This is a genomic window from Shewanella sp. UCD-FRSSP16_17 (genome assembly GCF_001675935.1).
GTDB classification, from domain to species: Bacteria; Pseudomonadota; Gammaproteobacteria; order Enterobacterales; family Shewanellaceae; genus Shewanella; species Shewanella japonica.
Genome location: NZ_LZFV01000024.1, coordinates 390,628 through 413,510 on the forward strand (window position 1 = coordinate 390,628; position 22,883 = coordinate 413,510).

Consider the following 22,883-nt stretch of genomic DNA (forward strand, 5'->3'; position numbering starts at 1 on the left):
AATTGATTAATGATTCTGATTAATTATCATTCAGTGTCATGATTAAAACCCTGATAGACTCTCTATCAGGGTTTTATTTTTATCATAGATTGAAAGGGGCGTTATGTTTAACGGTATTCATCATGTAGCGATTATTGCAAGTGACTATGTACGCTCGAAGTATTTCTACACTCAAGTATTAGGCTTTACAGTACTTGCTGAAAATTATCGTCAAGAACGTGACTCGTATAAGCTGGATTTACAGCTGAAGGACGGCACGCAAATTGAGCTTTTTTCTCTTCCTCATTCGCCGAAAAGACCCAGTTACCCTGAGGCGCAAGGCTTACGTCATTTAGCTTTTAAAGTGGATGATATCCATCAGGCTGTTGCACATTTACAGCAACACAATATTGATGTTGAACCGATTAGAGTCGACGAATATACAGGCAAGTCATTTACCTTTTTTAGCGATCCTGACGATCTACCGTTAGAGATCTATGCCATTGGCGAACAAGATTAATCAATTTTTAGTAGATGGGCCTTTTGACTGCTGTATGTAAACAATTCATTCTTTGATTTAATGGCTAGATAAATCCTGTTTTGATTGAGCCTATTGGCTCAGATGCAGCATGTAGGTCTTATGTGACTACACGTGATTCCCTACTCACTGCAAGCTTCAAGCTACGTTTATAAACACTTTTCTCGTTTATTTTATTCCTCTTTAAATACCTTTAGCGATTGCAGGACGTTTTTTATTCGTTTTCTATACTGAATCATCCTAATGTAAATCTAAATGATAACGATTTACATTCCCACCCCTAGTTTGTTACCATCCGCGCGAATATTAGGAATCTGTTAACAAAGGACAGTGTGTAACATGAAACAAGCCAACCAAAAACATTTATCACTAGGCGCACAAGCCGTAGCAGCCGCTCTCGTTTTCTCTTCTCCTATAGTCTCGGCAGATCACGAAGTTAAAGAGAACTGTAACCCAGAAGTTAGCGGAATTGAGTGCGATAAAAACCAAACTGCTGAAGCCATTGAGCGTATTAAAGTTCACGGTGTAAAGAACGCCGTTTACTTATCTGAAGCCTCTGGCGATTTGCGCCGTGTTGCAGATCTTGTTGATACACCACAAGTCATCACTGTATTAACCCAAGATCAAATACAAGAATCAGGTAAAACAGATTTAAAGGATATCTTGTCAGCACAAGCAGGTATTACTTTAGGTACTGGTGAAAACGGTAACGCCTTTGGCGATCGCTACATTATTCGTGGTCATGAAGCGCGTAGTGATGTTTTTGTTGATGGTCTGCGCGATCCAGGTATGACAACCCGTGAAAGTTTTGCCACAGAAGTTGTTGAAATCACTAAAGGTCCGAGTTCGACATTTGCAGGTCGTGGTTCTTCAGGTGGTGCGATTAACAGCGTGACTAAAAAAGCGTCAACATCGTATGACTTGGGCCGTGTTGATTTGGCATTAGGTACTGACGATCATCGYCGCTTAACTTTAGATTATAACTATGCCGTGTCAGATACTGTCGGTTTACGTGTCAATGGTTTACTTGCTGATGAAGATAAGCCTGGCAGGGAAGGTATTAGCCGTGAGCGCAATGGTGTGCAACTTTCAGCAGTATTTGAGCCAACAAGCGATTTGTCTTTCATTGCTGATGGGTATTATTTAGATGCAAAAGATGTGGCTGATTTAGGTAGCTACTTTGATCAATCTACCCGTGAGCCCATTTCTGATATTCCTGTATATGCGCAAGAATCAGATTTTCTAAATTCAGAAGTGCTGACTTTTACCCTGCGCACTCAATATGACATTAACGATAATCTGACCTTTTATAATGCGACTCGTGTCGGTAAAACTGAAAACGGTTATATCACCACAGGTGCTCGTGGAACGACACGCAGTGAATCAGATCCTGTCGCACCAGGTGTTGATACTCTGACTTTAAGTACTCATCAAGGTAACCAAGAAGTTGATTACATCAGCACCCAATTTAATTTGTTTTGGAATACACAAATTCTAGGCATGGAGAACAAGTTTGTTTTTGGCCTAGAGTATACCGATCAGCAAGTTGATAACGGTGTTTATGATATTGAATTTGCCAACGAAACTAACTGTATAACAGCAGGGAGACGTGGTGACTCTGGTGCTTACTGTATGTTAGATGGTGACGGTAACTCTGTCGACAATATCGATAAACTTATGGGCCGAACTTACACTAAAGGCATCAATGATGCTGAGTATCAAATAGAGACCATTTCAGCTTACTTTATGGATACGGTAGCGCTTACAAACGATCTAGAGCTGTTCTTTGGTGTTAGACAAGATAGCTTTGATTATCAGAATGATACATCGAGCAGTCGAAATGGAGATGTGTTGTACGAATATGATGACAGCATGTTTAACGGACACCTTGGGTTAGTGTATAGCATCACTGATGAAGGGAATATCTATGCTAATTACAGTACTGCAACCAATATCAATGGTGGTGAGTCAGACTTAGGCGCAAGCTGTGGTTATGGTGGTGTATGTGGTACTGCTGAACAAGCGCGTGCAGCCGATCCAGAATTAGTTGAAAACATTGAGCTTGGTACTAAATGGATGCTATTTGATGACAGTGTGATGTTTTCGGCGTCAGTTTTCCAAATCACCAAGAGTGACGTAATGGAAAGTGTGGGCGACAGCTACTCAACACTTGGCACATTAAATACAGGTAAAAACCGAGTTCAAGGTGTCGAGTTTGGCATGGTGGGTAATATTACTGAAGCATTAAGCGTGCAATTTTCAGCAGCGATTATGGATTCAGAGGTGCTTGAATCATTCAATGAAGAAAGCGTAGGCCTTGCGTTGAGTAACTTTGCTGATGAAAGTGCATATCTACAATTACGTTATCAAATTAATGAAGCGTTTGTAGTTGGTGCAGGTTACACCTATCAAAGCGAAATGTACGGCGGGCAACCTGATACTGCAGCGGGTTATGATGATGAAAACGGCCGATACAGCATTGTTGTTCCAGATTACCAAGTGGTTGATTTATTTGCTAACTACAACGCAACTGAGTCATTAACTTTCCGCTTGAATGTGGGTAACGTGCTAGATGAAGAGTATTTTACAGCCGCTTATCGCTCGGGCGCATTTATGTACCTTGGCGATGCTAGAAATGCTAAATTGTCAGCGACCTATGAATTCTAAGGATTGAGTTGAGTTAACTAATGATTGTAATTGAGCAAATACTGTCTAAAGAAGACGTAAAAGCATATCGACAAACTTTGCAGTCAGTCCCTTGGGATGACGGTAAAAATACGGCAATGGGAATGGCTGCGGCAGTCAAGCAAAACAGCCAAGCACTGGCCAGTGACGCCAAGGTTCAACAGTTGGCAAACCAGTTGTTGAATACAATAGGTGAAACACCCAAAGTGGTTTCTGCTGCATTACCGCATCAGATATTTCCGCCGTGTTTTAACCGCTATGCAGAGTCTGAAGAATATGGCTTTCATGTTGATGCAGCAGTGATGCGGGTACCCAATACTCAGTTTGTGCTGCGTAGTGATGTATCGATGACAGTATTTCTCTCTGAACCCGATGAGTATGATGGCGGTGAGTTGATTATCGCCACTGAATTTGGCGAGCAATCCATTAAACTGCCTGCGGGTTATGCGGTTGTTTACCCGTCCAGTAGTTTGCATAAAGTGACAGCGGTGACACGTGGTGAGCGAGTTGCAGCAATCACTTGGATGCAAAGTATGGTGTCAGAATCGGTTTTAAGAGAAAATTTATATCAACTTGATCAGTCAATTCAATCGCTTATTGCTGCGGGTAATACGCCGCGTGCAGAATTGGATAGACTGCATAATGTTTACCATAATTTGATACGCCAATTTGCTCATTTATAATCGGCATGAATCACTGTTAACGATACTCAGTTTGAGCAGTTAATACTGACAAATCTGAGCAATAAACAAACCTAAGAAAGCGAACGTTTTCTTAGGTTTTTTGTTTTTTAACATAAGTTAATTAGTGAAAGAAACCATCAGCTTGTATATTAGCGGCCTTTAACGGGTAGCGATATGCACTTTACTGTGTTGATCGTTGCATTTAATTCTATTTTAATCTTGGTTAAGTAGGCTCTCGTGTCCTCAAAACCGAGGGGTTTATTTTTGGAGAGAACAACCCACCATGCAAGCTACTGGTATCCTCAATACCCTTAAAAAAGTTGATCAAAGTAAAACCTTCCAAGGTTTTGTTATCTTTGTGATTATTGTTTCTGCATTATCTATTGGTGCCCACACTTACCATTTACCGCCTTGGCTTGAGCAAAGCTTATGGGTATTGGATATTGCGATCACTGGCTTTTTCTTATTTGAGTTGATCATCCGATTTATGGCGAGTGATGGTATTAAGTCTTTCTTTTCCAAAGGCTGGAATATCTTCGATACCATTATCGTTATCGGTAGCTTAGTACCTTTAGGCGGGTCAACGATTTTACTCGCAAGATTGCTACGTATATTCAGGGTGCTGAGATTAGTATCTATGGTGCCAGAGTTAAGAATGCTGATTAATGCACTATTAAAAGCGATCCCAAGAATGGGTTATATCGCACTGCTAATGTTCGTAATTTTCTATATCTATGGTGCTATTGGCAGCATGTTTTTTGCCAATGTGAATGACTTTTTGTGGGGCGACGTGTCAATTGCGATGCTGACCTTGTTCCGAATTTCGACGTTCGAATCATGGACATCGATCATGTATGAAACCATGGAAGTATACCCATTAAGCTGGCTGTATTATTTAAGCTTTATCTTCTTAACCACCTTTGTTTTCCTCAATATGATGGTAGGCGCCGTGCTTGATGTCATGGGCGAAGAAACTAAAATCATGCGAGAAGAGCAGGGCGAGAATGAAGCTGAGTCAGGAGCTGAAAATAGAGCTGAAGTGGCGACTGCAGAAGATATTAAACAGCTTAATGCCAAGATAGATCGGTTGACTGAGTTGTTGGAAAAGAAGATTTAACACTAGGTTAGAGTGTATGTAAGAGTTTCGTTTTAAGTTTTTAAATATCCAAATTTAAAACTCTTAAAGTATCTCAAAAAGATCAGCCTCTAATTTTATAAGGTACTTTTAGTAGATTTTGCTGCTGACAAATGACAGCAGCAAATATTTTAGATTAATTAAATTATAAACCTTCATTCTCGGATTTAACAGTAAAGTTATATTCGCTAATTGTAACTGAATCACCACCATTAAGATTCAAATAGTTATAACGAGTATAGAAGTTACCTATGGTCGCATCATTCCCAAACACCTTACGAACGAATAAATCTTTGATTGGATATAGCTTACCATCACCATAAAAATCGACTACATCTTCAATGCTATTAACAATTATTTGCTCTCTGGAGGCTGGTACTACAATATGTAGTGTTCCATCGCCACGAACCTTTAATTCGGCAGCTTCTTCTAACTCGCCTCGCTTAGTACCACCTTCTGTGAAAAGGTAAACAGCAGTATAAGCAGTATAAGTATCAAATCCATCTTCAGTTAAATCATTAGTTTTTGACTTTAGATTTAAATTGTAGTTACCAACCTTTTCGCCAAAGTCACTTATTTCATAGGTAAAGGCTTCCTCTATACGGTTAGCTTCACTACCCTTTATTGTGCCATTGTCTTCAATGTTCCAAGTAACAGCGCCAGTATTGTGATCAATAGTGTAGTCAGTTAATCCTCGTCCCATTATGTTTTCATCCATAACAGGAGTAACAGGTTCAATGATTGGTGAATCACCGTCGCCGAATGAAGGATCGCCAATAATGATATTGCCGTTTTCATTGAAGTTAACTCTAAGGTCGACTCGACCATTTGCTTCATAAGTGGTATCAGCTTCAAGTGAACCATATTTTGGAGTATCAACAACTACTTGTGAATCAATGAGTACATAACCAAATGAGTAATCGTAATCTACATTACGGTGAGCATCTTTACTAACTTCAGTCCACTCCATACTTAAATTGTTTAGATAACTAGCTTCGACATCATTAGAGCTTTCAACTGTTATGTATTGCCAATCTTTATTGGTCACTTTTATTTCAACTTGTGTATCCTCGACTTTGAGTGTTTCCTCGCCAAAGGCTGTATAAACAGGCGATGTATCAACACTATTAACAATTGGATTGCTAATAGTGATTGTAGCTTCGCCAGTTACGTCAAGTGTTATAGTTGCGTCATAAATATCGATATTGTGAAAACATTTGTCAGTTACAATCTCATCGCTGTAGCAAAGGTCATAACCTTTCACAAGGATAGCGTGTTGATAACCTTTATTGTCAACTTGCTGAATGTATTCTGGTAACACTGGAATTCCATCTTCGTCAGAGGTAATGACTACTGAAGTTGGTAACAGTTGCGCTGCTGCTATAGTAACGGCCACTTCACGTGACTCTGTTGGTTCAGGTGTTGGTTCTGGCGAACTACTATCATCATCTGAACTACAACCTGCAAGAAATAATGCAGAAATGACTGATAATGCTAATACTGATTTTTTCATGTTTCTCTCTCTTAATGACAAAGTTATAACGGTACTTGGTACGAATTGGGTGTAGCTTATTCGTATTAAATACCTATTGCAAGTCTTTTTCGTATTTAATACCCAATATTGATTTTATGTGAGATTCGTGCACAATGATCAGCAGTTGAAAGAGCACTTAATTAAAGAGTTAAAAGTAATGGCGAAGATTTCTAAAGAAGAGAAAGAAGCTAACTTTCAGAAGTATAACCAAATTATTTTGGATATCTTTTTTGAAAGCGGCTGGCATTGTGTGACGTATGACAACATTGCCAAAGTTGCAGGGGTGCGAAAGAGTACCTTACAAGGCTATTACGAATCGAATAAAGAGTTTGCTCATGCATTAAGAGGAAAAGTCTTTCCGATTTTTGCTGAGCAATTAGATTTTAGTTCGAAAGAGGCGTTAACTGAGAGTTGGCATCAGTCCTTATCGGTAAAGCATTTTCGCTATATCTTGAATATGCTCATTGCTAATTCAACTTTACCTGAGCCTTCTGACATGACCGTTAATGGCATGTCTAACCTGATCAAAATGGTTGATGGGCATTTTCCTGGCGAAGGTAGGGAAGTGGTTGAAGGTTTACTCGGTAAAACGATTTTGACGTTACTGGATGTGTAACCGGATAATTGATCGTCATTCTGCTTAATAACTCAATGGTGAGAAAATGAAAGCGGCCTTGGAAATGTTATTCCAAGGCCGCTTTTTCTCGACTGGTATTTTTAAACAAATATGTTTGGGTTAATTTTCCTGATTAACCAGCGCCGCTAACATATACACCAAAGGGGCATTCCAGTTAATGGCGATTTCGTTGCTGGCATAACTGCAATCATGATCGAGGTAAGACTTTGCAGCTTGTTTTGATGGGTAAATGCCGCCTTGTTTTTTACAATCTTTGGCGTCCTGTTGACCTGGTTGTGGCCCGCCTGCTAAAAAACCGGGAATAGGGGCTTTAATACCATCAGCCATAGAAGCACGGTGGTGAATATGCATCGGCGTTTGTTGGCCAACTCCTGTGACATAAGAGATACCCATTGGATTACGACCAAAAATGTAATCGACGATAGCTATAGCGTGCTCCTCATACAAACTGTTCGGCTTATCTTTATTGTTTATGATTTGGTTTACACGCAATAACGTCACCGCTTTATTGAGCATGTTTGAGTTACTGCCCCATACAAAATCATTTGGACTAATCGCAAGGCCGTAAGCTGAATTTTGCCCCACTTCAATCCAACGCTCTGTTAATGCCGTGAGTTGCTTTTTGGCTTTTTTTGCGATGTTGTAAGGCGTATCAGAGTGTGATGCTAGTGTGATTAAGGCTAACGTTTCGACTTTATCCCACTCAGGGTTACGCGGCTTTTTCGGTATTTCAACTTTACTTAGGTATTCACTATCGCCTGTCGCAGCAAAAAGCTCGGCAGCTGCCCATAACCACTCATCATTTAAGTCATCACCTGCTGTGGCATATGTCCCAGTGTGGATATCACTCGGCTGTTGATAATGGATGGCTGGATTTTTCAATGACCATTGCCATGCTTGCTTTGCTGCCATTAATAATTGCTGGCTATAGCTATGACCATTTGTAGGGTTAATTGATAAGTGTTGATCATACCGGGCAAGGATCTGGCTGGCTTTTGCCATTGTTGCAGCGAACCCTAAGCTGGCTGCTGTGGATTTGGCAACAAGGTAACGAGGTTGGTCCATCTTATGGGGCATTTCTGTGTCGCCAGTAAACCGCTTAGTCGTGAGCTTATGGTACAAGCCACCATCATTGGGATCTTGCATGGTCAGCATCCAGTCAATATTCCACATTACTTCGTCAATGATGTCAGGTAATGCATTACCTGATTCAGGAATATTCAAGTTAAGGTTAATGACGGCATTGGACTGTTCTGATACCGCTGCAAGTAAGGTATACACTGTGATATTTGAGTTCACTATGTACTTATTATAATCGCCAGCATCGTACCAACCTTTAGGAGATGAAATGACGGTGCCAACGGGGCGCGCTTTAGATGCCGCTGATTCGTGCACATACACAATAGTGTCTGGATGAGCAGCAGGTCTCGCATATTGGCCAGCAAATTCTTTTTGAATCACAGCGCCGCTGCGATTATAAAAATAGGCTTTAATCGCCGCAGCTAATGGTTTGTTATAACGCTCATCTGAAATAGTAAATGGCAATGATTGCGGTATTGAGTCAACTTTTATGAAGTACTCACCTTGCTGAGTCACTTCGTCAAAATGCGCAAGCATTACCTTGTCACCAGATGCTTCCCATGTTTTGGCTTCAGATAACTTTCCTTGAAAAACCGTTTTACCAGTATGCCGCTCAATCACGCTAAAATTATCCGCATCAGTTTCTGGAACCACAGCTGTTTTTGTACCATTAACGCCAAAACCTAATTGATTAAACTGAATGGCGTAATTTTTATTGGGGGCTGCATGGCTAATGCCAATGTTGAGTAATATAGCAGTAACAATCAGGGGGCATATTTGGGCGACAAGCTTAATCATTATCAATCCTTGTTAACGTAATTAGCCTGTTCATTATTACGGCTTTTTTAGCAAGAAAGAAACCCGAATGAGTCGAAATGACTATGCAAAAATATCAACAATGGACCGTTCTGCCCAGTTGAATGGGATGCAAGATTAAAGCTTGTTATTGTCACCTGACAATTACAGTCACAATGCTTTAGAATAAGCCATTAATTTTTTCACAAGAGCAACAACATGCACGTACATATTCTTGGGATCTGTGGCACTTTTATGGGCGGCCTTGCGTTATTAGCCCGTGCTATGGGGCACAAAGTGACTGGCAGTGATGCCAATGTTTATCCGCCAATGAGTACCCAACTTGAAGAGCAAGGAATTGAACTTATCCAAGGTTTTGATCCGGTGCAATTGGGCAAAGAGGGTGAAAACCAGCCCGATGTTGTTGTGATTGGTAATGCGATGAGCCGCGGTAACCCGTGTGTCGAAGCGGTATTGAATCGAGGTATTAACTATACTTCTGGACCGCAATTCTTATCTGAATATATTTTGCCAAATCGCTGGGTGCTGGCGGTATCTGGCACGCACGGTAAAACATCAACCTCAAGTATGCTTGCATGGGTGCTTGAATATTGTGGTTACGAACCGGGCTTTTTAATTGGTGGCGTACCGCAAAACTTTGGTGTGTCAGCAAGGCTAGGTCATTCCCCTTTTTTCGTGGTTGAAGCAGATGAATATGACAGTGCTTTTTTTGATAAACGCTCTAAGTTTGTCCATTACCGACCTCGCACATTGGTGATTAATAACCTTGAATTTGACCATGCAGATATTTTTGCCGACTTAGGGGCGATTCAGCGCCAGTTTAATCACGTTATTCGCACAGTACCTGGTGAAGGCAAAGTCATTTGGCCAGCTGAGGTTGAGGCTGTAAAAGACGTCATTGAGTTAGGCTGCTGGAGTGAGCAAGAGCTATTTTATGCGACTAGTACAGCGGGTAAACAAGCTGGCAAAGGTTGGTATGCAAATACCATTGCAGCAGATGGTCACGAATTTGAAGTGATGTTTGATGGTGAATCTCAAGGTATTTTGAATTGGGACTTACTGGGACAGCATAATATTGAAAATGCCGTGATGGCAATTGCTGCAGCGCGTCATGTTGGTGTGTTACCAGCACAAGCTATTGAAGCGTTAGCTCAATTTTCGCCGCCTAAACGCCGTCTGGAGCTACTGGATACGGTGAGTGGTATTGCTGTTTATGATGACTTTGCTCATCATCCCACAGCCATTGCTACCACGTTGCAAGGGCTGCGAGCTAAAGTGGGTGAAGCGGATAACGCCAGTGGTAAATTGATTGTGGTTTTAGAACCTCGCTCAAATACCATGAAAAGCGGGGTACATAAAGACACTTTAGCCGCTTCAATGGCACTGGCAGATTGTGCGTTTTTGTACCAAGCTGACTATATTGGTTGGGACATGAGTGCCAATATGAATCATGCCAGTATTCCTGTCACTGTGATGACTGAGATTACAGATATTATTAACGCAGTCTCGTCACTGGCTCAATCGGGTGACACCATTGTGATTATGAGTAATGGCGGCTTTAATGGTATTCATCAGAAATTAATTAGCGCTTTAGCTTAAATAACCATTTTAAGGCATCCATAAGCGTGCACTGAACGTATAAATAGCGAGATACACTTAGCTATATTTAGAGAGTTTATGAGTAATACAACGCAGTACAACAAAAGACCCAAAGCCATTAGCCTTGCATGGACTGGAGCCTCAGGTGCGCCATATGGTTTAAAGCTATTGCAATGCTTGCTTGAGGCCGATTATCAAGTATTTTTGATGATTTCAAGCGCAGCACGAGTGGTACTTGCTACTGAAGAAGCGCTGCAATTAAGTGCCAACCCTGAAAAAGCACGTGAGCAGTTATTAGCGCATTTTGAAATGACAGATTCTGTGATTGGTGAGCTGGTGGTGTTAGGTAAAGATGAGTGGTTTTCACCACCCGCATCAGGTAGCGCTGCACCTAAACAAATGGTGATTTGTCCTTGTTCTACTGGCACCCTAGCAGCTGTCGCTACCGGAATGAGCAATAATTTATTAGAAAGAGCAGCTGATGTGGTCATTAAAGAGCGTGGTCAATTAATCCTTGTGCCACGGGAAACTCCTTTTAGTGCCATACACTTAGAGCATATGTTAAGCCTTACACGTCATGGCGCGACTATCATGCCTGCTGCGCCAGGTTTTTATCACCATCCCCAATCGATAGAAGATCTGGTAAACTTCATGGTTTCCCGAATTCTAGATCATTTGGGTATTGAACATGGGCTGACAAATCGTTGGGGTTATGCCACACAAAAGTCTCGCGACGAAGCCAATGATTAAGTCCGAAAGTCACGACAATTGAGAGTAATATGAAACACACAACCGAAGTGATGATTTCTGCAGAAGAAATCAACGAAAAACTGGATATATTAGCTGAAAGGATTAATGCCCATTACGCAGACAGCGAGCGTTTGTTAATGGTCGGCTTATTGAAAGGGTCTGTGGTTTTTATGGCTGACTTATGTCGCCGTATTAAAGGCCATGTTGAAATCGACTTTATGTCAGTTTCAAGTTATGGCAACGCAATGACAAGCTCACGTGACGTTAAAATCTTAAAAGATGTTTCTTCTGAGATTGCTGATCGCGATGTATTGATTGTTGAAGATTTGATTGATTCAGGTAACACCCTAAATAAAGTACGTGACATGTTATTATTGCGTGAGCCTAAAAGCCTAGCACTATGTACATTATTGGATAAACCTGAACGTCGTGAAGTGGATGTTCCTGTCGACTTTATCGGTTTTACCATTCCTGATGAGTTTATTGTTGGCTATGGTATCGATTATGCTGAGCAGTATCGTAACCTGCCTTATATCGCAAAAGTGGTTCCATTAGATTAATGTAACCCTTTGTGTGCAAACTCCCGCTTTAGGCGGGAGTTTTATTTTGGGCGTTAGAAAATATTTGCACCTTTTTTAGTTACATTACGTCATAGATAATACAATGCCAGTGTAATCACTCGTCTTAACAAACAGCTTAGAGGTATAGCAATGAGTAACAGCACCAATGCTTTGGTGATCGAAAACCTGCAAAAAACTTATAAAAGCGGTGTCCAAGCCGTTAAAGGAATTAGTTTAACCGTTGAACAAGGTGATTTTTTTGCTTTGTTAGGGCCCAATGGTGCCGGTAAGTCGACCACCATCGGGGTGATTAGCTCGTTAGTGCAAAAAACCGCTGGCAGCGTCAAGGTGTTTGGGTTTGATATCGATAAAACACTTGAACAAGCCAAAATGTGTATTGGCCTTGTACCGCAAGAGTTTAATTTTAATCAGTTCGAAACCGTGCTGCAAATTGTGGTGAATCAAGCGGGTTACTATGGCGTTACCCGTGCCGTCGCGTTACAGCGCGCCGAGAAATACCTTTCACAACTGGATTTGTGGGAAAAGCGTGACAGTCAAGCTAGAGCCTTATCTGGTGGCATGAAGCGCCGCTTAATGATTGCCAGAGCATTAATGCATGAGCCGAAGTTACTGATTTTAGATGAACCTACAGCTGGAGTTGATATCGAGCTACGCCGCTCTATGTGGCAGTTTTTAAAAGATATTAACAACCAAGGTGTGACGATTATTTTAACCACGCACTATCTTGAAGAAGCTGAAATGTTATGCCGCAATATTGGTATTATTGACAAAGGTTTGCTGGTGGAAAACACCAGTATGAAAAGCTTGCTAAGTAAATTGGATGTTGAAACCTTCATTTTAGATTTACGTAATGATATTGAAGCCGCGCCGCAAATCCCCAATATGAACTGCCGCCTTGTTGACGGGCACACGTTAGAAGTGGATGTGGCAAAAGCTCACAATCTTAATGATTTATTTGCCAAACTCTCAGAGGCAAACATCGAGGTCTCATCGATGCGAAATAAGGCCAACCGTCTTGAAGAGTTATTCGTAGAGCTTGTTGAAAAAGCCAAGGAGGCAAAATAATGAAGCACCTATATTGGATTGCCTTTAAAAGTATATTAACGAAAGAAATTAATCGTTTTACTCGTATTTGGGTACAAACATTAGTGCCGCCAGCGATTACCATGACATTATATTTTCTGATTTTTGGTAACTTAATTGGTAACCGCATTGGTGAAATGGGCGGCGTATCTTATATGGAATTCATCGCGCCAGGCCTCATTATGATGTCGGTGATAACCAACTCATACTCTAATGTCGCGTCTTCATTTTTTAGTGCCAAAATGCATGGCAGTATCGAAGAGCTAATGGTTGCTCCTGTGCCTCATTACGTGATGATTGCTGGCTACGTGGGAGGCGGAGTTGCTCGTGGTTTAAGTGTTGGTTTGATTGTGACATTAGTGGCTATGTTTTTTGTTAACCTGAGCCTGCATCATGTTGGTCTTGTGATAATGACGGTATTTTTAACTTCTGTGCTATTTGCATTAGGCGGGTTAATTAATGCAGTATTTGCAAAAAGTTTTGATGATATCAGCATTATTCCCACGTTTATCTTAACGCCGCTGACCTATTTGGGCGGGGTGTTTTACTCACTCTCTTTATTACCCGATTTTTGGCAAGGCGTGTCGGCATTAAATCCGGTTGTGTATATGATTAACGTATTCCGTTACGGCTTTTTAGGCTTTGCAGATATTAGTGTGCCATTGTCAATTGGCATCATGGTAGGCTTTTGTGCATCGCTTTGGTTTGTGGCTTACTACTTAATATCTCGTGGTATTGGCTTGCGTAGTTAAGCTAAGTTAACCATCAAATATTATGCTAAAAGGGCTCATTATGAGTCCTTTTTTTATGACGAATGTATTACAGTGGTTTGATAGTTAACTATTGCCATGGCGATGATTTTGATGTGATGCCAAGGTTTTGATGTCACGGTAAAGACAAAAGGATATAACACACGGATGAAACCAATAGATATTGGTAAGGCTTATGATCAAATAACGCATCGCTGGACAAGCGATACATTTAATCTTGAAAATGGCATAGCGCAGCATAAAAAAGCGCTGAGCTTTGTTAAGCACAAGGGTAAAGCACTTGATATTGGTTGTGGCTGCACAGGGCGTTTTATCAAACTATTAAAAGCAGAGGGGTTTGCTCCTGAAGGCTTAGATGTGTCGGCTGAAATGATTAATATTGCGAAAGCCCGTCAGCCTGATGTTCGTTTTATTCATGCTGATATTTGCCAGTATTCATTGGATGAACAATACATGTTTATCACTGCTTGGGACAGCATTTGGCATATTCCGTTGACTGAGCAAACACAAGTATTGACCAACATTGTCAATGGATTATGTTCTGGCGGTGTGTTGATATTCTCGTTTGGTGGGACAACAGAAGCTGGCTCGCATACCAATTCGGTGATGGGACCTGAGGTGTATTATTCATCATTAGGTACCAATGGTTTTTTATCGTTATTTCAGTCTTTAGGTTGTGTAGTCAGGCACCTTGAATTCGATCAATATCCTGAAATTCATACCTATCTTATCATTGAAAAGCCTTAAATCACTCAGTAAGGCTTATTACGCTATATTCATCTTAACTGCGACGATTCATGCCATTTTTTAGTGTCTAGAGTGACTTTTTATTTCTACATAGAGAGATATCGTTCGATTTAATCGATTGATAGGTGTGTTTTATTGCAATTTTTATTCTAAATTTTAGTTGCTAAAGTGGCTTTAACGTTTTTAATAGAGACACTTAAGATGAAAGTAAAAAGCAAATTTACCGCAAGACCAGCTATGGATGGTGATGGGGTTAATATCAAGCGAGTGGCTGACTTTATGAATACTCGCTTTGATCCTTATTTAATGATCGATGAGATTAAGTCAAACGACAAGCAGGATTTTATTGGTGGATTTCCACCTCACCCTCATCGTGGTATTGAAACGTTTACCTACTTAATAAAAGGCGGCTTTGAGCATCGTGATCAGCTAGGGAATGTTAAAGCCATTCGCAGTGGTGATGTGCAGTGGATGAGTACTGGCAGCGGCGTCATTCATTCGGAAATGCCACTGGCTGATGTTAATGACGGCTTACATGGGGTTCAAATTTGGCTGAATATGCCAGCCAAAGACAAGATGCGCCCAGCGATATATCAAGACACGGCAGGTAACCCTAATCCTACGGTGAGCAACAGACATGGCGCTTCACTCAAAGCGCTGGCTGGAAACTGGCAATTTACAGACTCGGAGGAAACAATAGAGGCCAGTATTCAAGGTTTAGCGGGTCAAGGTGCTATTGCTGATGTGACGTTATCGAGAAATGGCCAAGCCAATATTGATTTGTCCGCACACCACAGTGTCAGTGCTTATATCTATCAAGGTGAACTTACCTATATTGATACCAAGGGCGAACAAGCAGTGGCTAAACAAGGTCAGTTAGTGGTCATTGAGCCGGAGAGAAATACTCATTTACAGACGGGAAATCTGGATAGTGGCTTATTACTGTTGGCTGGTCGTCCAATCAATGAAGAAATTGTGCACATGGGACCATTTGTGATGAACACTCAAGCAGAAATCAATCAAGCCATTGATGATTATCAGCAAGGGCGATTTGGTGAAATAGCGTCATCTTTTTGAGTGGTTCATGACGTAATATTCAAATAAATGTCAGCGATTAGCGGATAAAATTGCTACAATAGCTATTCTAACATTTGGCCAAGGTATTTTTCCTTGGCCGAGTTGTTTCTATTATCCCAATTTTGCTTTGATATCAGAGGATATTCACCTTGAGTCAGTCTACTGAACAGGCCGCTAATACGGCTTTCGCATCACTTAATCTGAAACCAGATTTGCTTGATAACCTAAAAACCATGGGCTATGAGTCTATGACTCAAATTCAAGCAGAAAGCTTACCCGCGATTATTGCTGGTGATGACGTAATTGGCCAAGGAAAGACCGGCTCAGGTAAAACTGCTGCGTTTGGTTTGGGCTTACTCAATAAGTTGAATGTGAAACGTTTTCGTRTTCAAACTATGGTGTTATGCCCAACTCGTGAGTTGGCAGATCAAGTTGCCAAGGATATTCGTACGCTAGCTCGTGGCATACATAACGTGAAAGTACTGACGTTATGCGGTGGCGTGCCTATGGGGCCTCAAATTGGCTCGCTTGAACATGGCGCACATATTATTGTTGGTACGCCAGGGCGTATTGTTGATCATTTAGATCGCAATCGTTTAGATCTTAGCAATGTGAATATGTTGGTATTAGACGAAGCCGATCGCATGTTAGAAATGGGCTTTCAAGATCATATTGATCAAATTATTGCTGAAACGCCGCATGAAAGACAAACACTGCTTTTCAGTGCAACCTTCCCTGAGCAAATTCAGCAAATTGTTGAGCAAATCATGTATAAACCACTGATGGTTAAAGTCGAGGCTACTCATGATAATCATACGATTGAACAGCATTTCTATCACACAGAAGACAACCAAGCTCGTTTAGAAGCGTTACGTTTATTGTTATTAGAGAAACAGCCTGAAAGTGCAGTGGTTTTTTGTAATACTAAACGTGAAACGCAAAAAGTGGCCGACACATTAGCTGAGCAAGGTTTCAGTGTTTTAGCCTTGCATGGCGATTTAGAACAGCGCGATCGCGATCAAATGCTACTGCGTTTTGCTAACCGTAGTGCGCGTATTTTAGTGGCGACTGATGTGGCATCGCGTGGGTTAGATATCGAAGATTTAGAAGCGGTGTTTAATTATCACATTGCTTACGACACTGAAGTGCATATTCACCGTATCGGTCGTACAGGCCGTGCTGGTAGTAAAGGCGCTGCATACACTTTCTTTAGTCATTCTGATGGTCACAGAATGGTTGAAATTGAAGAGCTTATCGGTAAAGAAATTGATGGTGAAACACTGCCTTCAATGAATGTGCTTAATAAGCAACCGCTTGAAGCGGAAATGATCACCATTCAAATCGATGCAGGTAAAAAGCATAAAATTCGCCCTGGTGATATTGTGGGTGGCTTGACGGGTGAGAATGGTATTAATGGTGCTGATATTGGCAAGATTAAAGTGACAGATATCCGCTCATTTGTTGCTGTGAAGCGTGATGCATCTAAAAAAGCATTGAATAAAATAACCAAAGGACGATTAAAAGGTAAGACTTACCGTGCTTGGTTTTTATAATTAATGGTCACGATTAATTGTGACTAACAACAAGCGAGAATGAGTCATATCATCCTCGCTTTTTTACATTACTCGATTTGTTTTAAGCGACAAATAACAGCATTCCAAGCTTTATACTGGTTATCATTGCCACATAACTACATAAAATAATGCTGCGCTTATGTCGGCGTGGCAATAATTCCTCAATACTCAGCGTTGATTGATTAGTATTAGCGGCTAATTTTGTTTGATAAATCCTTGAGCGCCAGACGACAAACCAGCTTACTCTCGCAAGATAATCAATTCCATTCAGTCGAAACATCATGGTCGAAAACGGATTTAAAAAGATATTTTTAGAACCCAATACCCGTTTAATATTGACGGGTTCTAGCACTTGGTTTTCAGCTGAGGGAGGCGAATGATTGATCGGTTTTTGGTTCTGAATAAGATCTGTTGTTAGGGTAAAACGACCCGTCCAACGGTCGTAATTTGCATTAATGACACTGCCATTAAGTTGGTGTGATTGAGTATCGTAACGGGTAATCTTCATCTCTTGGTGACATCCTTTCAACCAACTAATTTCTAATCATTTATATAATCTTATTAGGATGTTAGTCATCGAACTAGCTATTATTAAGTAAGTTTAATTTCATCATCGATATGAGATTAAACTAGTGAATGACGAACACATAAGGTCATTACAGCTTGATCAAAGATAGTCACTGCTTAGGCGACACTAAAAAATGAGTTGATTGAGGTGCGATTATTTGGCGCCTTTTTATCAAATTCAACTTTGTTGGTGATATTGGCACTGTGTAAAATATTGCCCGAATAAATCACTAACCTATTGGGTTTGGCTTCAATGCTGAATACCTTCTCAAATAGCTCATCTGAGTCATTAATATATCCATTACGTGTCACAGCTGCTTGCTTCACTTCATCGACCATTTTTAAAATTATGTCTTTGTCGTCTTGAGATAAATGCAGTGTGTCAGCACCTTTGTAGCGGTAAAAGTTAGTACCACCTAATTGCTGATCGTTTAGGTAGTGAACTGCGGCCATGTCATGTGCTGATAATGAATCAAAGTGCGGCATTGTTTGAGTCGCATTTAGCTGCAAGGGACTAAGAGTGACTTTTGAAAGCCAGCATTTGGCTATTTTATGTTGCTTAAATTGTTCGCCATTAGGTTGCTGTGAGAGCTTGTCTATGAGCAATGATAAGCTTTGATAATAGGGTTTGGGCATTTCATCACGCACCCCTGGAAACAAAGTGCCGTCAGCACCTACTGGATTAAAATAGGCTTTTTCTTTGCTGTAACGGACTAGGGCATCAAAATCAGCGATAAAGTTATCGATAACCCATACAAGATGGTTTGAATGTGGAATCGGGTTTACTTGTATCTGTAATTCTGTATTGATCTGATGCATGGTCAGTGTGTTCCTTCACATTATTGACGTCCCGCTAACGCATGAATATTGACGTATTAAGATGGTGGTATGGTTAATTTTACTTGAATTGGGTATTTAACTTAGTCGTAAAACGACATCAAAATCACTCACAGCTTTGCTGTCATCTGTTGAGCATTGCTCAATTCACTTGTTTGTACGTCAATGACGTTTTATTGGATCATGATTGAAGCAACGTTGAGTGAGTTAGTCATCAGCGCCATGAGAGTGGTTTTGACCATAAGGTTTCAAATCAAGTTGAGTGGAGGTTATTGGTTTTAATTGGTTTTTTATATTGGGCTTTAGTCTGATTTCAACGAGCTAAGCCCTTATTGTTCAAGAGACTAGGCTCGTTTAATTCAACGTGGGTATATTTTATTGTGATTGCTCGCCTTCGCTGCCTGCTTCTTTAGCTTCTGAGAGCATATAAATCAGAGTTTCACCGTCATTAGCACTGGCAAGATAAGACCAAGAACTCACATTGTTGCCGAGTTCACTTCCTTGCAGTTGTTGACTTGCGAGCATCCAACCATTGGGTTTCAGTTCAATACCTCTTATTTCGCAAGTGGTGGTTTTACAATTCACAGCACTGATGTTCACCATATCGGCATATTCACTTAAAGCAAAAGAATCTAACAAGGCTTGCTCTCTTTCATTCGCCCAATTGGGATCGATTTCCGCTTGATGATGGCGTTTAAATAAGGAAACCATTTCTCCTTGTTGCGAGGAGACGATATCGGCATAGGCTGCAGGTACCCATACACTGGCTTGCTCGGCAGTGATGGCGTCAGGTTCTTGGTGAAAAGGTGATGTCGCTTGTCCTGCTTCATCGATCTCATTATAGGCAAGTTCAACTTGCTGCTCTAATAAGCCAAGTGAGGCATTCATTGAATCAATCAGCGTATTTTTTTCATTAAGTTGTTGTTTCAGGTGCTCGATTTCTTGTTTTAGCTCCGTAACCAAATCAATTGAGCTAGAATCAATCACTTTTGCTACCGAAACTGAATTATTTTGCTCAGCGTCTTCATCACTATTATGCGCGGTAGGTGGATTGGTTTGAACTTGATTCAGCTGACTTTTACCCATTTGTAAGCCAACAAATAGGCTGCCTATTGCTAAAAGCAATACCACAATGAATAAACCTGTATGTTTCATAAATCTTCCATGAATGAAATTGTTTAATTTTCATTCATTATGATGGACGAAGAGCGTTAATCTGGCAACTTTATTGAGGAGGGAAGCTTATGAATCAAACGCTGGAACAGGCAAATAAAAAAGGCATGAAAGGTGTACTTTCATGCCTTTAAGACAAGGTGTTAGTGACTGATTAAGTTAAATGTTTAACGTCTAATGCGCTAACATCTAGCGTCTAGCATTCGCGTAAGGGTCGACTTTGCCTTGAGTTGCCGTTTGGTCATTACGACCTTGGCGTCTTCTTTGTGGCTTTTTACTGCCTTCCGCTTGAGCTGTTTCAGCTTCAGCTCGAGCACGGGCGCGTTGGCGCTGACTTGGCTTATCTGTATTGCCTTTTGGCGCAGGACGTTGTCCTTGTTTTTGCCCTTGTCCTTGCTTTGGCTTGTTAGCTTGGTTGGCATGCTTACGGCGATTTGGGTTTGGCTTCTTATGATTCGCTGTGCGATGTCCGCCTTTTAAACTTGCTTCAGGTAAATCGTGACAAGCTTCGTAACCTTCAATGAGCTTACGTTCAACAGTACGCTTGATGAGCCTTTCAATGTCATGGAGTAACTTCACCTCTTCGTCACTGACAAGTGATACTGCTAAGCCTGTTGCACCCGCACGACCTGTACGACCGATACGATGAACGTAATCCTCTGGTACATTCGGCAAATCAAAGTTCACCACAAATGGCAATTGATCGATATCGATACCACGAGCTGCAATATCAGTTGCAACCATAACTTGTGCTTTACCTGCTTTAAAATCGGCTAGGGCTTTCGTTCTCGCGCCTTGGCTCTTATTACCGTGAATAGCAACGGCATTAATCCCTTCGGCATCGAGGTTTTTAGCTAAACGGTTAGCGCCGTGTTTCGTACGTGAAAAGACTAACACTTGATGCCAATCATTTTCTTTAATTAGCTTAGTTAGAATACGAGCTTTACGACTTTTATCGACAGCGTAAACACATTGTTCAACCGTGTTGGCTGTGGCGTTGCGTGGGGTCACTGAGATTTCAACTGGGTTGTTCACTAAGCCTTTAGCAAGTTCACGAATTTCATCAGAAAAGGTTGCTGAGAACATTAAGTTTTGACGTTGCTTTGGCAACATGGCCAATACTTTTTTAATGTCTCGGATAAAGCCCATGTCTAGCATGCGGTCAGCTTCATCTAAAATCAGTACTTCAAGTTGGCTAAAGCTCAACGCTTTTTGTTGGCATAAATCCAATAAACGACCTGGGGTCGCTACTAAAATATCAACACCGTTTCTTAGTGTTGAGATTTGAGGGTTAATGGATACGCCACCAAACACCACGGCCGATTTTAGCGGTAAGTTAGTGCCATATGTTGAGACGCTTTCAGCAACTTGGGCTGCCAGTTCGCGTGTTGGAGTAAGCACTAAAGCACGAACTTGGCCGCGCTTTGCTCGTTGACCTTTAGAGAGTAATTCTAACAAAGGTAAGGTAAATCCAGCAGTTTTACCTGTCCCCGTTTGCGCAGCAGCCATGACATCTTTGCCTTCTAATACGGCTGGAATAGCTTGCTCTTGAATTGCAGATGGAGTGTCGTAACCTTGTTTTTCAACAGCTTTTAAAATTGCTGTACTTAAGCCTAGTGAGGCAAAACTCATAGAATGATCTCTTTGGGCAACACTGATGTTGCTATGACTAAATAGGGTGCCACTAAATGGCGGCCGTGAAGCTTACCTGAAACACTGCTAGAGCGCCATTAAATCGATTAAATATTCTTCTTTTATTGTCGCTTATAGGTAAATATTCGATTATGGGGTTTTAAGCCTATTTTTTAATGAATTAGTTTTAATCTTCAGTGCTAAAGCAGATTATTTTACATACAATGAAATACAATAACTTAGCAGGTTGTTTCTCATCATTGTCAACGACATCAAATGCAAGGGAGGTGCAGGTATGAATCGAAAATCAGCAGCACAATCCCATATCGAAAGCACCATTGCCAGCCTTCGTGAGCATTCTAGCTCAGTGATTAAAAATGTGTTGTTAATGTCGAATATTCCTACATTCGATGTGCAACAGGCTATGCACTCGTTGCATCAGCATGGCCGAGTAGCACTTCACTTTCACCCAGACCGTCTTGATAGCCGAGGTATATCCGTCGCTGCAGGACTGCTTAAAGATGGGGTGTATAAAAGCCAATTTGAAACGCATATATCCAATGGTCAGTTATCACCTGAACTAGGTGGACCGCGTGATCATTGGGAGAATCAGCTTTTTGGTCAGTGTTACTCAGGCGTGAAACAGCGACCTAAATATGGTGCGTTAGATATTGGTTTGTGCCCTATGGGGCCAGCGCCTCGATTTGGTAGCTGCTATTTTCTTACACATGCGCAATTACTGTCTCGCTGCACTTTTAGTTATATGGATTCATATCGCTTACCTAAGGAAAAAGGCACATTAGCGAATTTTGAAGTGGTGTTGGCTGCGTTATTGAGTGAATGTTTTGAGCGTCAATATGCGTTAGGTATTAATAACATTAAGCCTGCAGATATTGTGGATCATGTTAAGCAGCAATTACCACTCGGGATTCAGAGGCGCTTTTTAAGACCTGCATCGGCTAATTTGGATCATTACATCGAAGCGCAGATTCATGGTGATGTTTCTTTAGATGACGATATTGCTTATTTGGTGGCGGATCCAAGCTTTAAAGCAACAGATACTGGCGATGTAATGCAATTGCTTTGCGATGAATATGATATTGAGCTGCTTTGGCACCCTGGATACCAACTTGAGGTGGGGCAAGTACCCATTGATTTTCGTGGAGCGACTATGCCTGAATTAGCTAAGGTAATAGCCCGTGATAATAAGATTAATGCAGAAGTTATTGGCCGTGCTGCGCAAGTATTAACCGAAACTCCAGTTGCATGGAGTGAACGTGGTAAGCAGGCACAGCAGCTACAACAACTAAAATTGATGTGGCATGTATTGGTTAAATTTGGTGCTCAACCACCTCAAACATAATGGTTAACTAAGCCCATTTCTATGATTGAGTTTCGGCTATTAT

20 protein-coding genes are annotated in these 22,883 nt (G+C 41.1%); 14 read left to right on the plus strand and 6 right to left on the minus strand.

Annotated features, from left to right (window positions below):
• The first annotated feature begins 103 nt into the window (after window positions 1–103).
• The 4 genes from gloA2 (at window position 104) to A9267_RS13230 (ending at window position 5,002) form a co-directional block, all read left to right on the plus strand.
• Window positions 104–499 carry an SMU1112c/YaeR family gloxylase I-like metalloprotein gene (gene gloA2 / locus A9267_RS13215; protein WP_065109487.1) on the plus strand — a complete coding sequence of 132 codons (396 nt, stop codon included), beginning with the start codon at window positions 104–106 and terminating at the stop codon, window positions 497–499.
• Between the two features lie 357 nt (window positions 500–856).
• On the plus strand, window positions 857–3,184 hold the full coding sequence (locus A9267_RS13220; RefSeq protein WP_065109488.1) for a TonB-dependent receptor: 2,328 nt from the start codon (window positions 857–859) through the stop codon (window positions 3,182–3,184).
• 20 nt (window positions 3,185–3,204) lie between these two features.
• Window positions 3,205–3,885 (plus strand): Fe2+-dependent dioxygenase, encoded by a 681-nt coding sequence (locus tag A9267_RS13225; RefSeq protein WP_065109489.1) that lies wholly within the window; start codon window positions 3,205–3,207, stop codon window positions 3,883–3,885.
• Window positions 3,886–4,168: 283 nt separating this feature from the next.
• A complete protein-coding gene (locus A9267_RS13230) occupies window positions 4,169–5,002 on the plus strand; it encodes an ion transporter (RefSeq protein WP_065109490.1) in 834 nt (277 codons plus the stop codon).
• Between the two features lie 163 nt (window positions 5,003–5,165).
• Here A9267_RS13230 and A9267_RS13235 read toward each other — a convergent pair whose 3' ends face one another.
• Window positions 5,166–6,533, minus strand: a complete 1,368-nt coding sequence (locus tag A9267_RS13235; protein WP_065109491.1) for a hypothetical protein — start codon at window positions 6,531–6,533, stop codon at window positions 5,166–5,168.
• 178 nt (window positions 6,534–6,711) lie between these two features.
• On the opposite strand from A9267_RS13235, the gene A9267_RS13240 reads away from it, so the two are divergent.
• Window positions 6,712–7,170 (plus strand): TetR/AcrR family transcriptional regulator, encoded by a 459-nt coding sequence (locus A9267_RS13240; RefSeq protein WP_065109586.1) that lies wholly within the window; start codon window positions 6,712–6,714, stop codon window positions 7,168–7,170.
• Between the two features lie 120 nt (window positions 7,171–7,290).
• On the opposite strand, the gene A9267_RS13245 is transcribed toward A9267_RS13240, so the two are convergent.
• A complete protein-coding gene (locus A9267_RS13245) occupies window positions 7,291–9,069 on the minus strand; it encodes a glycoside hydrolase family 9 protein (RefSeq protein ID WP_082972365.1) in 1,779 nt (592 codons plus the stop codon).
• A gap of 216 nt (window positions 9,070–9,285) precedes the next feature.
• Between A9267_RS13245 and mpl the strand changes: the two genes are divergently transcribed.
• The 8 genes from mpl to dbpA all read left to right on the plus strand — a co-directional run bounded on the left by mpl (window position 9,286) and on the right by dbpA (window position 17,247).
• Window positions 9,286–10,686: a UDP-N-acetylmuramate:L-alanyl-gamma-D-glutamyl-meso-diaminopimelate ligase gene (gene mpl, locus A9267_RS13250; protein WP_065109492.1), complete on the plus strand. Its 1,401-nt coding sequence runs from the start codon at window positions 9,286–9,288 to the stop codon at window positions 10,684–10,686.
• 78 nt (window positions 10,687–10,764) lie between these two features.
• Window positions 10,765–11,436 carry a flavin prenyltransferase UbiX gene (locus tag A9267_RS13255; RefSeq protein WP_065109493.1) on the plus strand — a complete coding sequence of 224 codons (672 nt, stop codon included), beginning with the start codon at window positions 10,765–10,767 and terminating at the stop codon, window positions 11,434–11,436.
• Between the two features lie 29 nt (window positions 11,437–11,465).
• Window positions 11,466–11,996 carry a hypoxanthine phosphoribosyltransferase gene (gene hpt / locus A9267_RS13260; RefSeq protein ID WP_055024877.1) on the plus strand — a complete coding sequence of 177 codons (531 nt, stop codon included), beginning with the start codon at window positions 11,466–11,468 and terminating at the stop codon, window positions 11,994–11,996.
• Between the two features lie 150 nt (window positions 11,997–12,146).
• Window positions 12,147–13,082: an ABC transporter ATP-binding protein gene (locus tag A9267_RS13265; protein ID WP_055024876.1), complete on the plus strand. Its 936-nt coding sequence runs from the start codon at window positions 12,147–12,149 to the stop codon at window positions 13,080–13,082.
• The gene (locus A9267_RS13270; RefSeq protein ID WP_055024875.1) at window positions 13,082–13,852 is read left to right on the plus strand and encodes an ABC transporter permease; all 771 of its coding nucleotides are present in this window, start codon (window positions 13,082–13,084) and stop codon (window positions 13,850–13,852) included. Before A9267_RS13265 ends, A9267_RS13270 begins: the two co-directional genes overlap by 1 nt.
• Before the next feature lie 165 nt (window positions 13,853–14,017).
• Entirely contained in the window at window positions 14,018–14,617 is a 600-nt protein-coding gene (locus A9267_RS13275; RefSeq protein ID WP_065109494.1) for a class I SAM-dependent methyltransferase, read from the plus strand.
• Between the two features lie 201 nt (window positions 14,618–14,818).
• On the plus strand, window positions 14,819–15,694 hold the full coding sequence (locus tag A9267_RS13280) for a pirin family protein (protein WP_065109495.1): 876 nt from the start codon (window positions 14,819–14,821) through the stop codon (window positions 15,692–15,694).
• 149 nt (window positions 15,695–15,843) lie between these two features.
• Entirely contained in the window at window positions 15,844–17,247 is a 1,404-nt protein-coding gene (gene dbpA / locus A9267_RS13285; RefSeq protein ID WP_065109496.1) for an ATP-dependent RNA helicase DbpA, read from the plus strand.
• Between the two features lie 82 nt (window positions 17,248–17,329).
• Here dbpA and A9267_RS13290 read toward each other — a convergent pair whose 3' ends face one another.
• The 4 genes from A9267_RS13290 to A9267_RS13305 all read right to left on the minus strand — a co-directional run bounded on the left by A9267_RS13290 (window position 17,330) and on the right by A9267_RS13305 (window position 21,477).
• Entirely contained in the window at window positions 17,330–17,776 is a 447-nt protein-coding gene (locus A9267_RS13290; RefSeq protein WP_065109497.1) for a hypothetical protein, read from the minus strand.
• A 176-nt stretch (window positions 17,777–17,952) separates the two neighbouring features.
• Window positions 17,953–18,654 (minus strand): DUF6445 family protein, encoded by a 702-nt coding sequence (locus A9267_RS13295; RefSeq protein WP_065109498.1) that lies wholly within the window; start codon window positions 18,652–18,654, stop codon window positions 17,953–17,955.
• A 393-nt stretch (window positions 18,655–19,047) separates the two neighbouring features.
• Entirely contained in the window at window positions 19,048–19,827 is a 780-nt protein-coding gene (locus A9267_RS13300) for a hypothetical protein (RefSeq protein ID WP_065109499.1), read from the minus strand.
• 207 nt (window positions 19,828–20,034) lie between these two features.
• Entirely contained in the window at window positions 20,035–21,477 is a 1,443-nt protein-coding gene (locus tag A9267_RS13305) for a DEAD/DEAH box helicase (protein WP_065109500.1), read from the minus strand.
• 295 nt (window positions 21,478–21,772) lie between these two features.
• Between A9267_RS13305 and A9267_RS13310 the strand changes: the two genes are divergently transcribed.
• Window positions 21,773–22,840 (plus strand): DUF3626 domain-containing protein, encoded by a 1,068-nt coding sequence (locus tag A9267_RS13310; RefSeq protein ID WP_065109501.1) that lies wholly within the window; start codon window positions 21,773–21,775, stop codon window positions 22,838–22,840.
• The last annotated feature ends 43 nt before the right edge of the window (window positions 22,841–22,883 follow it).